Origin of the sequence: Streptomyces sp. 8K308, from assembly GCF_004348315.1 — a bacterium.
Classification (GTDB): Bacteria; Actinomycetota; Actinomycetes; order Streptomycetales; family Streptomycetaceae; genus Streptomyces.
Window position 1 is genome coordinate 1 of record NZ_SMKC01000155.1, and the last position, 15547, is coordinate 15547.

Here is a 15547-nt window from a genome sequence, read left to right on the forward strand (position 1 = left end):
CCCACAGGCAGTGTGCCTGGCTGGTCCCGCCACGCGGCGCTCCCTCCCCCGGCCCGGCGCGCTACGGAGAGCAAGGAGCACCCCCCGTGCCGCAGAGAACGGTCCCGCTGTCCCCTGTTCCGCGGAAGACCGGCGGAGACCCCGGCGCAGAAGCGGCGTGGGTCACGCCGGATCATGCCCAGGACCAGGTCCAGGTCAGGCCGTCGGCGCCGCCGTGACGATCCACATCTCAAGGGCGGTATCACGTTGCGGCACAAGCTGCGGCGGGACTATCCGCTGATCCGAATGACGCCGCCGGTCGTCGTTCTGCTGTTGGTCTTTGCTCAGAACGTCCTCTACCAGATCGTGGTCCGCCGCCAGCGCCCCACCGGCATGTCCGAGATGATCGCCTCCGGTCAGGTCCCCTCCATCCCCGTACAGACCGCCGTCATGATCCTCGCCCTCCTCCCCGTCGCCGTCCTCTCCCCCTCGCCCAACGCCACTGCAAGAAGGGCACGCTCATCGGCGCCATCAAGGGCTGAGCCGTACCCCAAGCCGCGCGAGTCGAAGCCCCAACCTGTCGCACCGCTCGTATCCATCGCAAAGGAGATCGTCATGCGACGACGCACGTTCACCACCTCCCTCGGCGCGGCCGCGGTCGCGGTCGCGGCCGGTGCCCTGCCCGTCCCGGCCTTCGCCAAGCCCGGCCGGCGATCCCAGGACGCCTACATCTGGAAGAACGCCGTCGTCAACGGCGGCGGCTTCGTGCCCGGCATCATCTTCAACGAGACCGAGCCGAACCTGATCTACGCCCGCACCGATGTCGGCGGCTGCTACCGGTGGCAGGAGGACTCCCGGACCTGGAAGCAACTGCTCGACTGGGTCGGCCGCGACAAGTGGGGCTACTACTACGTGGTCTCGATGGCCACCGACCCGGTCGAGACCAACCGCGTCTACGCCGCGGTCGGCGCCTACACCACCGACTGGGACCCCAACAACGGCGCCGTCCTCTACTCCGACGACTACGGCGACACCTGGGGCATCGCCGAACTCCCCTTCAAGCAGGGCGGCAACATGCCCGGCCGCGGCATGGGCGAGCGCCTGGCCGTCAACCCTGCCGACAACGCGACCGTGTACCTGGGCGCCCCCAGCGGGAACGGGCTGTGGCGATCGACCGACTACGGCCGCACCTGGGCCGCGGTCGCGAACTTCCCCAACCCCGGCAACTTCGTCATCAACCCTGACGACTCCTACCTCGCCGACAACCAGGGTGTGCTCTGGATCGACTTCGACCAGATCGGCGGCAAGATCTACGTGGGCGTGGCCGACCCGGACGACCCGCTCTACGTGTCCGAGGACAGCGGCGCGACCTGGCAGCCCGTGCCCGGAGCGGCCGCGGCGCTCGGCGAGGTCGGCGGCAACCGCACCATCCCCAAGCAGTCCGCCGTGGACAACACGAACGGCTACCTGTACGTCATCACCAGCCATGACCCCGGCCCGTACAACGGCGCGCCCGCCTCGGGCAACGGCGGCAAGATCCAGAGGCTGGCGACCCAGACCGGGCAATGGACCGACATCACCCCCGCCTACAACCCCAGAGGCCCGATCCCCGGCTTCGGCGGTGTGACCGTCGACCGCCAGAACCCCGGCACGCTCATGGCGTCCACGTGCAACAACTGGTACCCCGACGAGATCCTCTACCGCTCCACCGACTCCGGGCAGACCTGGCAGCTCAGCTGGGACTACGCCGAAGGCACCGACCGCACCGACCGCTTCGTCATGGACAGCACCAACGCGCCGTGGCTTTCGTGGAACGGCACTGACCAGGGACCCGCATACGCGGTCAAGCACGGGTGGATGATCGAGGCTCTGGCGATCGACCCGCACAACTCCGACCGCGTCATGTGGGGCACCGGCGCCATGATCTGGGGCACCGAGGAACTGACGCGCTGGGATTCCCAAGGCGAACTGATCGGCCAGAACGAGGCCGGCGAGCGGATCGCCCTGCCCGTCGAACGGTTCACGGTCCGCGTGCGGGCCGAAGGCGTCGAAGAGACCTGGGTCCGCGACATCGCCGCCCTCGGCGGCACCCTCGTCTCCGCCATGGGCGACGTCAGCGGCTTCGTCCACACCGACCTCGACCGGGCCGAGCCGATGATCCAGCCCGGCTGGGCCGGCAGCAGTCTCGACTACGCCGCGTCCGCCCCGGACGTCATCGTCGGCAGCGGCGAAGTCAACGTGGACGTAAACACGCACGTCATCGTCTCCACCGACCGCGGAAAGACCTGGAGGTCCGCCGCGCGACTCGAAGGCGTCCCGGGCGGCGGCTCCGGCGTCGTCGCCATCACCGCCGACGCCGCCGCGCTCCTGTGGTCCCCCAGCAACACCGACATCACCCCGGTCTACAGCACCGACCTGGGCGAGACCTGGAACCCGGTCCAGGGACTCCCGGCCGGGGCCAGGATCCGGTCCGACCGCGTCAACCCGTCGGTCCTGTACGCCTTCTCCGGCGGCAGGTTCTTCCGCAGCACCGACGCGGGCGCGACGTTCTCCGACACCGGAGCGACCGGCCTGCCCGCCGAAGGCGTCGACGACTTCAGGGTCGTCCCCGGCCGCGAGGGCCACGTCTGGCTCGCCGGGCGCAGCGACAGAGAGGACATCGAAACCGGCCTGTGGCGCTCCGAGGACGGCGGTGTGACCTGGGAGCGCATCCGCGCGATCGACTTCGCGCTGTCGGTCGGCTTCGGTAAGGCCGCCGAGCGATCCGGTTACCCGGCGATCTACACCTCGGCCACGGTCGCGGGCCAGGACGGCATCTTCCGCTCGACCGACGGCGGCGACAGCTGGTTCCGCATCAACGACGACGACCACCAGTGGGGCTTCGCCGGAAGCGCCATCACCGGCGACCCGCACATCTTCGGCCGCGTCTATCTGTCAGCACGCGGCATCGTCTACGGCGACATCGCCGACTGACGAAGCAGGCCGCCCCGCGCGACGCGGGGCGGCCTCCAAGCCGAGGGCCGGCGCCAGCGGCCACATCCGGCCTGACCGGATTGAACACCGTCTTCGGGAGAACCGATCATGACCGGAAAGCACCGCGAGAGCCTGCCCGGTTGGGCGAAGGAGGCGAGTCTCGGCATCTTCGTCCACTGGGGACCGTACGCGGTTCCCGCCTGGGCCGAGCCGGAACACGTGGCAGATGGGCCCGAGCCCGAAGGCGGGTGGTTCAAGCACTCCTCCTATGCCGAGTGGTACGCGAACACCATCCGCATCGAAGGGTCGCCGGCGGCGGCGCACCATGCCGAGGTCTACGGGTCGGCGCCTTACGAGGATTTCCTCGACCAGTGGACGGCCGAAGCCTACGCCCCGGCCGCATGGGCGCGGCTGTTCCGGGCACTCGGGGCGGACTACGTCGTGCCCGTCACGAAGCACCACGACGGGGTGACGCTGTGGGACGCCCCCGGCAGCGAGGGCTTCAACACCGTCCACCGCGGCCCGAAGCGCGACCTGCTCGGCCCGCTCGCGGAGGCGGTGCGTGCGGAGGGGATGCGCTTCGGCGTCTACTACTCCGGCGGCCTCGACTGGTCGATCACCGACAACCCGCCGATCGTGGAGGTCGACGACATCTGGCGGTACCGCCCCAACGACGCCGCCTACGCCGCCTACGCCACCGCGCACGTCCGGGACCTGATCGACCGCTACGCGCCCTCCGTGCTCTGGAACGACATCGAATGGCCCGAGGCGGGCAAGGAAGACGGCTCGCTCGTCGACCTGATCGCCTCCTACCGCGACGCGGTCCCCGACGGGATCGTGAACGACCGCTGGGGCGCCGACGTCTGGGACTACCGCACGAGCGAGTACTCGATGCACGCCGACCACGAGACCGGCACTGGCTGGGAGCATAACCGCGGACTGGGATCCTCTTTCGGCTACAACCGGGTCGAGGACGAGTCGCTCACCCTGAGCCCCCGCGAGCTGGCGAAGCACTACGCGGACGTGGTCTCCCGTGGTGGCCGGCTGCTGCTCAACGTCGGACCCGATGCCTCCGGCCGCATCCCCGACGTCCAGGTCCGCACCCTCGAAGGCGCGGCCGGGTGGATGACCGGGGTGAAGCCGTACACCACCGACCGGCGGTTCCCGGCTGACGCCGAGGTCAGCGTGTCCGCCGAGGCTGACAACTGGTACCGGACCTGGGCGAGCGGCGACAGGCTCGTCGTGATCGCCGACCGGCCAGAAGCCGTCCGCGTCACCGCGCCGGGCTACGAGACCGTGCCCATCGCCCTGCCCGAACAGGAGCGGTGAACGAGGCGGCCCGCTGCGACGCGCTCCTCGTTTCCCGCCTCGCCAGTCAGGACCCCGGTCCGTGCCCGGGGCTCCACGCCCCGGGCACGGACCGGTCCCGCATCCGCACTCATCCCGGAAGGACTACATGAAACGCTTACTGCGCATCCGATCGCGGATCGCCTTGGTGGCGGCCGCGATCGCGGCCATGGTCGCCACCGCCGCCACACCGACCACCGCCCAGCAGCAACCGCCCCCGGTACGGGCGACTGGGCTCACCTCGACCTACCAGTGGTCCTCGACAGGACCGGTGATCTCGCCCCAGCCCGACGCGAACCACCCCGTCGTCTCGGTCAAGGACCCCACCGTGGTCCGCTACAACGGCGAGTGGCTGGTCTACATGACCACCGCCGACACCTCCGGCGCCTGGGGCCTGGCCTACACCAGTTTCTCCGACTGGTCCCAGGCCCCCAGCGCACCGCAGCAGTTCCTGGACACCAACCCGAACCTCACCGGCTGGTACACCGCCGCGCCGCAGCTGTTCTACTTCGCCCCGCGCGACGAGTGGTACCTGGTCTACCAGACCGGGCCGCCCTCGTACTCGGTCAGCAGGGACCCGACCGACCCGAACAGCTGGTCGGCACCGCGGCAGTTCATGGACGTCGGCGGACTGCTCGATTTCTGGGTCATCTGCGACGACGCCATGTGCTACCTGTTCTCCGCCGACGACGACGGCCGCGTCTACCGCGCCGAGACCACTGTCGGGGAGTTCCCGGGCGGCTTCCGCAACAACCAGGTGGTCCTCCAGGACCCGGACCCCAGGCGGCTCTTCGAGGGCGGCGCCGTCTACAAGGTCGATGGCACCGACCAGTACCTACTGATCTGGGAGGCCGGCGACTCACAGTGGCGCCGCTACTACCGTGCCTTCACCGCCACGAGCCTCGACGGCCCGTGGGAGCCGCTGGCCGCCGAGGAGTCCAACCCGTTCGCCCGCTCCAACAACGTCTCCTTCCCAGACGGCGCCTGGACCGAGAACATCAGCCACGGCGAGCTCATCCGGTCCGGCCACGACCAGCGCATGACCATCGACCCGTGCAACCTCCAACTGCTCTACCAGGGCCACTCCTCCGACATCCCGCCGGACACCCCCTACTCGCAGATCCCCTACCGGCTTGCGCTGGCCACGCAGACCAACTCGGACTGCGGCGGCACCGGATCGGGCCAGGTCATCGGCACCGGTTCTGGCAAATGCCTGGATGTCCCCGGCCAGTCGACGGCAGACGGCACGCAGACGCAGCTCTGGGACTGCTGGGGCGCGAGCAACCAGCAGTGGACCCTCTCGCCCTCCGGTGAGCTGTCGGTCTACTCCGGCTCCTCGCGCAGGTGCCTCGACGCCTTGGGAGGTGGCACCGAGAACGGCACGGCCGCGATCATCTGGACCTGCAACGGCGGATCGAACCAGCGCTGGACGCTGAACGGCGACGGCACCATCAGATCAGTCCAATCAGGACTGTGTCTCGACGTCTCCGGCTGGGGCACGGCCAACGGCACCCCGGTCCACTTGTGGACCTGCCACGGCGGCGCCAACCAGCAGTGGACACTCACCTAGCTCCGATCCCCGCGCAACCGATCCGAGGCGCCTGGACTCGTCTCCAGGCACCTCGGACCCCGCCCGTCCCATGGTCCCCCGCACAACGAAGCACCAGCCCATGCCCACGGTCATCCCGAGCTCGGCCTCGACGTCCCCGGCCACGCCCGCATCGTCAGCGTGGAAGGCCTGGCCCTGAGGGGAGGCCGTGGACCTCAGCTGACGTCCCTCGCGCAGAGCCGGAGTGAATTCGCCGGGCTCAACCCCGGTTCACCCACCGCGCGTTGCAAGATCCCGCCTCGCCAAGGCCGTGCGGCTGTCCTTCCCGGAGCAGCCGCTCGGCGTCGAAGCGATCCGGGTCTACTGAACCGCCCTCGCCCACTCGCCACCGAGCTGAACCAGAGGAAACCCCGTGAACCGCTCCGCCGCAGGTCAGGACCTGCCCGACCTCATCGTCGGCGCCAACTGCCACCCGCACGACTCCGACCCCGCCACCTGGCGGCGCGCGTCACGATGATGCGCGAGGCCGGCATCCGCATGGCGCGCCTGGGACACCTTCGAACCGAGCGACGGCGAGTTCCGCTTCGACTGGTTCGACGAGGTCATGGACCTCATGCAGGACAACGGGATCGGCGTCATCCTCGACATCGCCGTCCGGCCCGGCGCCGCTGTGGCTCCACCGCAAGCACCCGTCCATCGACATCACCGACGCGAACGGAAACCGGTTCTACGCCAACCACCGCTACACGGAGGACGTCGGCGACCCCGCGTTCCGGTCCCACGCGATGCGCTTCGCCGACGCGCTGACCAATCGCTACGCCGCCCACCCCGCGCTGGCCGCCTTCGGCATCGACAACGAGCCCGGCGACGGCCCGATCTCCTACTCCGAGACCGTCAGGGCCCGCTTCATCGCCTGGCTGGAGGCGAAGTACGGCACCACCGAAGCCCTCAACGTGGCCTGGGCCGGCCACCGGTGGTCCCGCCGCATCGGCGACTTCGCCGAGGTCGGCCTCCCGAAGTCCGGAACCTACACGGGCGCCCCCGAACACGTCCTGACTTCCGCCGCTTCGTCTCGCACGAGGTCGAGACCTACCTGGAGGAACTCCTCGACGTCGTCGAGGCGAACGCCCCGGACGCCCTCACCACCACGAACATGTGGTACTACGCCGACAGCAAGCACTTCGACTACGCACCGACCGCCTACCGGGGACGGATCATCCGCGCCGGAAACGGCTTCTACCCGGGCGGCTCGATCATCGACAACGGCGGCCTGCGCGCGCCCTGTTCGGCATGGCCCGCATCCAGTACGAGAACACCACCCCGTTCTGGTGCACCGAGTTCACCACGATGACCGCGGTCCCCGGCTCGATCCGCAAGTCCGCGTACGCGTCCCTCATCCTCGGCAACCAGCTCGTGTGCGGGTGGACCTGGCAGACCATGCACGCCGGCGAGGAGCAGTTCCTCCAGGGCATGGTCGACTGGGACGGCCGCCCCAACCGCAAACTCGACGAGTACCGGCGGATCGCCGACGAGTTCGCCAAGCTCCAAGGCCGCGGCTTCCCCTACCGGCCCCGGCCCGAGATCGCGGTGGCGCTCGACTTCCCGAGCCAGATCGCGAGCGCGGTTCTCCCCGAGCGCCACGACGCCCAGGCGCAGACCGCGTTCGAGGCCGTCATCGACCGCAACCTCGACGCCCGCCTGGTTGACCTCGCCCGCAGCGAGCTCGGCTACAAGCTGCTCCTCATCCCCGGTGTGCTGGTCCTCGACGAGGCGGCCGCCTTCCGCATCCGCGCGTTCGTCGAACGCGGCGGGACCGCGATCACGACCTCCAACTCAGCGACGCTCGACGCCGACGGGCAGGCGTTCGCCACCACCCGGCCGGGCCGGCTCGACGACGTCTTCGGCATCCGCGTCAGCTCCTACGAGGAGACCGCGATGCTGAACGAACTCGCGCACGGCCGCACCGGACGGAAGAGGCTCGACCTCGAGTTCGACGGCCGCGCCATCGCCGCCGCGACCCCGCGGTTCGACGTGGTCGAGCCGGTCACGGCCGACGTCCTCGCCCGCGCCGCCGGACTCGACGGGGACCGCCCGCTCATCACCGCCAACCGGTACGGGGCCGGACGCGCGGTCTACATCGCGCTCCCGGCGCGGCGCGAGGTCCTCGACCCGCTGCTCGAATCCGAGATCACCCGCCTGGGCATCGACCTGGGCCCGTCGGTCCCGCTGGGGGTGATGGCCCGCGCCGTCGACGACCGCCATGTGCTCTACCTCAACCTCGACGCCGAACCCAAATCGATCGTTGTGCAGGGCAAGGCGACCGGTGTCCTCCGCGAGACGCGCTACGACGGCGGGTTCACTCTCGGCGCCTTCGATGCCGAAGTGGTCGAACTCGGCTGACTGTGGCTCGCGGCCACCGCACGATCTTCAGAAGTCCACACAACCCCCGCTGATCACGCGGTGGCCGTGCCCGTTCCCCGCCGGGCCCGACGCGAGATCGCGAAGCCAGACTGGAGTACGAGGCCGTGTTTACGAACCCCCTGGCCAGAAGCCGGAGGCGTGCGTGAGCGGTTCCGCCTCCAGGGCTGAGACGGCGGACCGCCGGGCCCGCACTCGGACCCGGCGGTCGGATCGGCTCGCTACGTCCAGAGCGAGTAGCTGTTGCAGTTGAAGTTGTGGCCTCCGGCCGACGAGGTGATTTCAAAGCCGAACGCGATCTCGTCGATGCGAACCTGCGGCATTCGGCCCTGGCTGACCAGCCACTGGGCGTGCGCGGTGATGTCCACCCAGGAGTCGGTGGTGTGGTTGCGCGCCAGGAAGCTGTGAACGGCGTTCGACCCGTTGCTGCCCTGGTAGTAAGCCCAGGCGCGGCTGCCGAGGTTGACGTCGGTGACGTACGAGCCGATCGGGCCGACCGGGCCCTGCCACTGCGTCCAGATCATGATCTCGTAGTCGTGGCCGTTGCCCCACACGTCGTAGGTGGTGCAGTAGGCCAGGCCCGAGCCCGAGGGGACGGTGACGTTGTGGTTGCTGGAGACGTTCCCCATGCTCCAGACGTCGCGCCCCAGGATGTAGCTGACATGCGGGTAGGACTTGACGCCGCCTGTGTTCGGGTGATTGGCCCAGACGCCCCAGTTCGAGTAGGAGTTCGCCCAGATGGACTGGGGGCCGTGGCCGTCGCCCCAGACATGGTTGTTCACCGTGTACGCGCCGTCCCTCCACGACCCAAACCTCTCGGTGGAGGACCAGGTGGCGGCCTGTGCGGTGGACTGGAGGCCGACGGCGCCCGCGGCGCCCAGCGGTACGGTCAGTGCTGCGGTGAGGAGCGATCTGCGTCGCATGAAGGACACACCTTTCTCGAGAAACTCGGCTTCATCTGTGATCGGTCCGGGCCGGTCAGGCTGTGGTGCCGGTGACCGTGGTGCCGGTGCGGGTCAGGGTGTAGGTGAGGGTTCGCCGCTCCAGAAGTGGAAGGTGAGCGTGACGGTGGGGTTGTCGTTGACGTCGGCGAAGAAGTCCTGTTTCAGGGTGATATGGCCGGCGGCGTAGTTGGGGGTGAAGGTGCGGCCGTATTCCATGGAGGGGCCCAGTTGCGCGGGCCGGCGTTGGTGCCGTCGGAGCCGCGCACAATCGAGTGAAACGTGGTGTTGAGCTCGTCCAGCAGTTCGGGAGTGATCCGCGGATTGCCCCAGGAGGTTTCGTCGGGGATGGCGTCCGGGGTGTTGCCCACGTTCCAGCCCGGCCGCATCGCCGCGACCACCACCTCCGCCGTGGAGGGCTGGTGCGACTCCTGTTGTGCTCCGGTGCCGGCTGTCGAACCCAGGGCGGTCGCCGGCAAGGCCACCAGGCTGAGGAGGATCGCCGCTAAGGCGATCACGAATCTGTGCTGACGAGGCTTCACGAGTCACTCCTCTTGCGCGAGGTTCCTCGAGAGGTGAAGCGGCTCGTGCCCTGTCGGCGGAGGTGACGTGGGCACGAGCGTGCGCGATCGGGGGCTGGTGCGGTGATCGCTGGGTGAGCACACGGGAACGGGCGATGGTGTGGGTGGTGTGGGGGAGCGGCTCATCGTCCGCTAGTCATACGTCAGACGAATCATCGAAGCGCTTCGATGACCTGAGACTAGGATCGATGGGCGGGTCGCACAACCCCGCTGCAGAGTTCGATGAGCGATTCTCAGCTGTTTCGGCCAGAGGCGAAGCGCTTCGACAACTACGGGGCGAATGCGGGCTCTGAACACACCTCGCATGGGGACTCTTCGCATTCCCGCGAGGTTCAGCTTCTGGTTGTCAGACGACTGCGGGGATCACAGGGGTGGGTGACGAGCGCAGTGATGTCCAGCGGTCTCGGGGTCCGGAAGGGTCTGGAGCTGTTCGGCCATCTTGAGGAGGTAGCAGCCATCGCCTTCGGCCACGGCGATCAGGGCGCGGTGTCGTCGTGGCGAAGAGGCCCGCGACCCGCGAATCTCCTGATCGGTGCACGAACGCACGGGCTCTTCCACCGCGGCCAGGTGGTCGCGCCAGGTGCGCACGGTGCCGCCGACCGCGGCGCACATGCCGACGCAGGCGAACACCCCGGCGCCCTCTTTCTGGGTGTCGGATCCCACCGGATGGGCCACGACGCTGTACAGCGCGACGGCGGTGACGGCGGCGGCGATCTGCGCGACCCGTCAGGGGACCGTACGGGCTACGGACGTTGCACCACCCCGGGACACTCTTTGACCGACGAGGACGCCAGGCTGGCTTGCGGTTCTTCCGCCTGGGTGAATCCGTGGTGCGCGCCGGCGTAGACCTCGGCGCGGTGGCGCACGCCGGCGGTGGAGAGCGCCCGGTGGAGGCGGTCGCTCTCTTCCGGGGGGTTGGTCGCCTCCTGGTCGGCGTGGCCGGAGTAAAGCTCGGCCGTGATCCGGTCCGCCAGCAGGTGGGGACTGTCGGGGGGCCTCGGTCGCCAGGTACGCCCCCGTGGAAGCTGGCCGCCGCGGCGACCCGCTCCGGGTAGGTGCCCGCCGTGCGCAGGCCGAACCCAGCGCCCCTGCGGTAGCCGACGATGAGGCCGCAAGGTGGTCGAGGTAGGCGCGGCGACCCGACGGCCGCCTCGGACGTCAGCGTCTTGGCGGCCGGCCCGATGGCCTCTCAGAAGATCTCGGTCAGGAGCCGGTAGCAGGTGGCGAGGATCGCGACGAGCCCCAGGATGCCCAGGGCGTTCTGCCAGGGTCGGTTGCGCATGGCGCCCATCAGTTCGGCGTTGTTGGCCAGGACGAAGAGCAGCACGCCGAGCACCGGGGCGAAGACGACGGTCAGCGCCTGAGCGGTGATGAGCAACTGCTCGGGGGACTGGCCGCCGTTGACTAGGGTGACGGCGAGACCGAACGCCAGGACGAGGCAGATGAGTCCCTTCACTCGAGGGTTGTCGAGCGAGTTGCCCCAGCCGAGGCCGTCGGCGAGCAGCGTGCCGCCGGCGGTGGCGTTGGCGACCATGGAGGAGAAGGCGGCGGCGAAGAAGCCGAGCGCGAAGACCTTGGAACCCGCGGCGCCGGCGAGCGGTTCCAGGACGCCGGCGAGTTGGCCGAGGGAGGCGGAGTCGGTGCCGCTGCGGTCCGAGGCCGCCGCCGCGACGATGATGACGAGGATGGTCATCAGGCCCGGGGCGACGATGCCGGGGATCGTGTCACCGAGGGTGATCGTGCGGTACTGCTCGCGCCTGAGGCCGCGTTCCCGGGTGGCATAGCCGGTGTAGAAGGCGGCGTTGACGGAGAAGTTGGTGCCGACGAGCGCCACCAGCAGCAAGCCCACCCCGGCGGGCACGGTGGGGGCGAAGCCGGCGCCGGCGGCCGACCAGTCCGGCCGGGTCAGCACTGCCGAGGCCAGGAAACCCGCCGCCATCAGGGCGACGACACCGATCAGCCCGCGCTCGAAGACCGAGTAGTAGCGGCGCGCGAAGACCACGGCGGCGACGGTGAGGGTGCACACCAGCGTCCACACCATGGGCCTGCCGCCGAACAGCAGCGACAGGCCGAGGCCCGAGCCGATGGCGTTGCCGACGGAGAACATGAGGGTGATGCCGAAGACTCCGAGGCCCGCGACGGTGCCGACCGGCCTGCCCAGGTGTTCCTTGACCGTTCCGATGAGCGATCGGGAGGATCGCAGCGCGATGCGGACGCTCATGTCGGTGAAGGCGAGCATCAGCACCGTCGACACGGCGATGACCCAGATCAGCGTGTAGCCGTACCGGTTGCCGGCCTGCACGGCGGACAACAGGTTGCCGGGGCCGAACTGCCAGGCGCCGACGACGAACGCCGGCCCCATGACGGAGAGGACCCGCAGCCATGCCGGCCGGCGCACGGTCCGCTTCTCGGGCCCGGTGCCGCGCTCGGACTCGGCGCCCCCCGCGCCGGACGCGATCCCAGTCGTTCCTGGGATGTTGCTGGTGTTGCTCATGATGCGCCACTCCCTCGTGACGGTCGTGATGATGGAGGTGGCCGTCCGCGACGGCGCGTGGGGGTCGGTGGGGGTCCGGGAAGAGGTGGCGCGGTCAGATGAGCCGCGCGTGCTTGAGGGCGGAGGTGATCTCGTCCTCGGCCCCGGTTTCCAGCGGCCGGAGCGGGGGGCGGACGGTGGCGGCGTCCAGGATGCCCCGGGCCACCAGCCCGAGCTTGAGGGCGACCGTGCCCTCCATGTGGGAGCCGCGGTGGTACACCGCCTTGGTCAGGGGCAGCAGTCGGTCGTGGACCTCCCGCGCCCTGACGTAGTCCCTCGCCTTGCCCGCGGCGATCAGCTCGACCAGAGGTTCGGGAGCCAGGCCACCGTAGCCGACCAGGGCTCCGTCGACGTCGAACATGGTGTGCAGCAGGTACTCGTCGTGGCAGGTGAGGATCTGCAGGTCCGGGTGCTCGGCGCGCAGTACCGGGATCTCGGTGTCCCAGCGCCGCATGTTGCGTACCCCGTTCTTGGTGGCGACGACGCCGGGTTGGGCGGCGATCTCCAGCTGGGTCTCGAGGTCGTAGGTCGCCTTGGTGACGTCCGGGTACTGGAAGAGGATGCACTGGAGCCCTGACTCCTCGTGGATCGCCCGGTACCGCTCCTGTGGGGCACCCTGCTGGAAGCCGAACCGCAGCCAGCCGTGTGAGGGGTAGACCAGGGCACCGATGGCGCCGGCGTCCGCGGCCCGGCGCGCCTCGAGCGCCGCCACCTTCGTCCCCTCTCCGGTGATGCCGGCGATGATCGGGACCCGGTCACCGACGGCCTCGACCAGGGTGCGGATGAGGGCGACCTGCTCCTCGGCCGTGAGATAGGTGCCTTCGCCGGCGTGGCCGAGGCACACCAGGCCCTTGACGCCCTCGACGGAGACCAGCCATCGGGCCAGATCCGCGTTGGCCGTGTGGTTGACCTCGCCCTCGCTGGTGAACGCCGTCACCGGCGCGGGAACCAGGCCTCGCAGGTCCATGGGGATCATGTCCGCTCCTTGCGTAGGATCGTTCTCGGGAACGTTCCCATCGCAGCAGGTGGGTCGGAGTTCCGTCAAGAGTCGTGCAAGGGTCTGGGTGACCGGACCGAGGATGAGATGAGGGAGGACTCGTGCCGGAGGACCAGCGGCCGCACGCCCGCCGGACGACCGTGACCCTGCATGACGTCGCGGCCGCGGCCGGGGTGTCGAAGTCGACGGTGTCGAGGATCCTCGACGAGCGGCTTCCCCGGTCGGAGAGCAGCACAGCCGAGCGGGTACGGCGAGTGGCCGCGGAACTGGGCTACCGGCGGGACCCGTCCGCCGCCAGTCTGCGGCGCGGGAAGACCATGACGGTCGGAGTCGTGGTGCCCCGGCTGACCGACACCGTCATGGCGATGTTCTACGAGGCGGTCGCCCACGCCTGCCAGCGCTCCGGCCAGTTCGCCATCGTGGCCACCACCGACGACGTGCCACGGGCGGACCGGACCGCCGCCGAGGCGCTGCTCGCTCGCCGCGTCGACGGACTGATCCTCACCACCGCCCGCGCCGACGACGACTTCCCCTCGCAACTCGCCGCGCGCGACGTGCCGTACGTGCTGGCGCTGCGCACCGACGGCCACAGCCTGTCCTCGGTCGGCGACGACCGGCTCGGCGGCTACCTGGCCACCCGCCACCTGCTCGACCTCGGCCACCGGCGCATCGGTCTGATCGCCGGCCCCTCCTACGCCGCCAGCGCCCTCGGCCGCGCCGAGGGATACCGGCGGGCGATGGCCGAAGCCGGGGCCGATGTGGCCCCGGCGTGGATCGTGGAGTCGACCTTCGGCATCGAATCCGGCGCCGACGCGGCCCGCACCCTGCTCTCCCGGCGGCCCCGGCCGACTGCCGTGTTCGCCATCAACGACAACACCGCGATCGGAGCGCTGTCCGCCATCGAGGGCATGGGGCTTTCCGTGCCGGCCGACGTCTCACTCGTCGGCTACAACGACATCCCCATCGTCAGTCGCCTCTCCACTCCGCTCACCTCGGTGCGCGTCCCGTTCGACCAGATCGCCGCCACCGCGCTCGACCTGCTGACCGCCGGCACCGTCCATCCCGGAGACCGCGTCCGCGTGGCGGCCCCCACGCTCATCCCCCGCCGGTCGACGGGACCGGCGGGGGCCTGACGCCGGGGCAAGGCCGGCGGGTGGCTTCGACGTTCAGTTGCTCTTCGGTCGATGCCGCCGTGCCCGGCTGAGCCGCCTGGCAGCTGGTGCTGGCCGCCTCGGCACTGCTGACTCTTCAGAGATGACGGCCTGCACATCGCGTGGGTGCGGGCTATTCGCAGCGGTTCTGACCGCCGGTGTGGTCGCCGGGGCGTGGTTGTGGGGTGACCAGGCCGCTCTGGTAGGCGATGACGACGAGTTGGGCGCGATCGCGGGCGTGGAGCTTGGTCATGGCGCGCTGGATGTGGCTGCGCACGGTCAGCGGGCTCAGCACGAGTCGTTCGGCGATCTCCGCGTTGGACATGCCGTGCGCGGCCAGGGCGGTGACCCCGCGTTCCCGGTCGGTGAGGGCCGTGAGGGCCTCGGGACGGGTGAGGTGGTCGTCGGTGTCATACGGCGTGGGTACGACCCCGGAGCCGCGAACAGCGCGGTCGACCGCCTCGTCTGACACGCGTCAGCATCCCCGCACGGGACACAGTCATCGCGCCACCCGACCTCGCGGCTTCACGTACGAATCGGAGCCAATGCGCGGTGGCCGGGGGCGCGCCCGCCGCTGGCCCGTACTCCTGCGAGGGATACCAGCCACCTTCGTCCTCACCCCGCCGCGCCGCCTCTCACCTGCGGGCCGCCGTCTTCGCGGGCAACGTCCGTCGGCTGGTCGGCGCCCATCCTCCGGCGTGACACGGTGGAGGTACGGACCTCGGTCTGTACCTCCACCGTCCAGCCGCGACCGCATGAACCTACCGAGTCCACCTGACGCCAACCACTCGCGGTGCTCCTCGATGACCGGCGACGACCAGGTGTGCGTCGCGTGAGAAGGCCGTCGTCGTCCGCCTCGGCGTCGTCCCTTCGCGGGTCACCGAACGAGCGCCGCTCGCACTCGGGAACGCCGCCGCGGCGACAGCCCGCTCGGTGGGCACCCGGACCTGCCGGTCATGAAACACGGCGGTCCGCTCACCGAATGTCGGCCGGCCGAGGGGGTGGTTCGGCCGGCCCGGTTTCCAGGTTCGGGGTGGTGCGTGGTCAGCGGAGGTAGATGTTGGGCTGGGGTGGGCGG

Annotated in this window: 13 protein-coding genes and 1 pseudogene; 5 read left to right on the forward strand and 9 right to left on the reverse strand. The window is 69.9% G+C overall.

Going from position 1 to position 15547, the window contains the following annotated elements; translation table 11 throughout:
* Nucleotides 1–395 precede the first annotated feature (395 nt).
* Nucleotides 396–596 (reverse strand): hypothetical protein, encoded by a 201-nt coding sequence (locus E1265_RS20745; protein WP_132932125.1) that lies wholly within the window; start codon nucleotides 594–596, stop codon nucleotides 396–398.
* Between E1265_RS20745 and E1265_RS20750 the strand changes: the two genes are divergently transcribed.
* The 4 genes from E1265_RS20750 (at nucleotide 595) to E1265_RS20770 (ending at nucleotide 8248) form a co-directional block, all read left to right on the forward strand.
* Complete coding sequence (locus E1265_RS20750) at nucleotides 595–2952, forward strand: sialidase family protein (RefSeq protein ID WP_132932127.1); 2358 nt, start codon at nucleotides 595–597, stop codon at nucleotides 2950–2952. The genes E1265_RS20745 and E1265_RS20750 overlap by 2 nt on opposite strands.
* A 108-nt stretch (nucleotides 2953–3060) precedes the next feature.
* Nucleotides 3061–4281, forward strand: a complete 1221-nt coding sequence (locus E1265_RS20755; protein ID WP_132932129.1) for an alpha-L-fucosidase — start codon at nucleotides 3061–3063, stop codon at nucleotides 4279–4281.
* Between the two features lie 127 nt (nucleotides 4282–4408).
* Nucleotides 4409–5869 carry a non-reducing end alpha-L-arabinofuranosidase family hydrolase gene (locus E1265_RS20760; RefSeq protein ID WP_243740979.1) on the forward strand — a complete coding sequence of 487 codons (1461 nt, stop codon included), beginning with the start codon at nucleotides 4409–4411 and terminating at the stop codon, nucleotides 5867–5869.
* Nucleotides 5870–7138: 1269 nt separating this feature from the next.
* Nucleotides 7139–8248, forward strand: coding sequence for a beta-galactosidase trimerization domain-containing protein (locus E1265_RS20770; protein WP_132932131.1), 1110 nt, complete (start codon nucleotides 7139–7141; stop codon nucleotides 8246–8248).
* Between the two features lie 239 nt (nucleotides 8249–8487).
* Here E1265_RS20770 and E1265_RS20775 read toward each other — a convergent pair whose 3' ends face one another.
* From E1265_RS20775 to E1265_RS20800, 7 genes are all read right to left on the reverse strand, one after another.
* Entirely contained in the window at nucleotides 8488–9189 is a 702-nt protein-coding gene (locus E1265_RS20775; RefSeq protein WP_132932133.1) for a hypothetical protein, read from the reverse strand.
* A 93-nt stretch (nucleotides 9190–9282) separates the two neighbouring features.
* The gene (locus E1265_RS37160) at nucleotides 9283–9426 is read right to left on the reverse strand and encodes a hypothetical protein (RefSeq protein ID WP_207931147.1); all 144 of its coding nucleotides are present in this window, start codon (nucleotides 9424–9426) and stop codon (nucleotides 9283–9285) included.
* Complete coding sequence (locus E1265_RS20780; RefSeq protein WP_132932135.1) at nucleotides 9372–9749, reverse strand: hypothetical protein; 378 nt, start codon at nucleotides 9747–9749, stop codon at nucleotides 9372–9374. Before E1265_RS20780 ends, E1265_RS37160 begins: the two co-directional genes overlap by 55 nt.
* Before the next feature lie 402 nt (nucleotides 9750–10151).
* The gene (locus tag E1265_RS20785) at nucleotides 10152–10451 is read right to left on the reverse strand and encodes a hypothetical protein (RefSeq protein ID WP_207931148.1); all 300 of its coding nucleotides are present in this window, start codon (nucleotides 10449–10451) and stop codon (nucleotides 10152–10154) included.
* Between the two features lie 80 nt (nucleotides 10452–10531).
* Nucleotides 10532–10903: a dienelactone hydrolase family protein gene (locus E1265_RS20790; protein WP_243740980.1), complete on the reverse strand. Its 372-nt coding sequence runs from the start codon at nucleotides 10901–10903 to the stop codon at nucleotides 10532–10534.
* Nucleotides 10904–10977: 74 nt separating this feature from the next.
* Nucleotides 10978–12282 carry an Nramp family divalent metal transporter gene (locus E1265_RS20795; RefSeq protein ID WP_132932139.1) on the reverse strand — a complete coding sequence of 435 codons (1305 nt, stop codon included), beginning with the start codon at nucleotides 12280–12282 and terminating at the stop codon, nucleotides 10978–10980.
* A 94-nt stretch (nucleotides 12283–12376) separates the two neighbouring features.
* Complete coding sequence (locus E1265_RS20800; RefSeq protein ID WP_132932141.1) at nucleotides 12377–13297, reverse strand: dihydrodipicolinate synthase family protein; 921 nt, start codon at nucleotides 13295–13297, stop codon at nucleotides 12377–12379.
* A gap of 122 nt (nucleotides 13298–13419) precedes the next feature.
* Between E1265_RS20800 and E1265_RS20805 the strand changes: the two genes are divergently transcribed.
* Nucleotides 13420–14451: a LacI family DNA-binding transcriptional regulator gene (locus tag E1265_RS20805; RefSeq protein ID WP_132932143.1), complete on the forward strand. Its 1032-nt coding sequence runs from the start codon at nucleotides 13420–13422 to the stop codon at nucleotides 14449–14451.
* Nucleotides 14452–14602: 151 nt separating this feature from the next.
* Here the strand turns inward: E1265_RS20805 and E1265_RS20810 are convergent.
* Nucleotides 14603–14857: pseudogene (locus E1265_RS20810) on the reverse strand (helix-turn-helix transcriptional regulator); the annotation flags it as partial.
* Nucleotides 14858–15547: the final 690 nt, after the last annotated feature.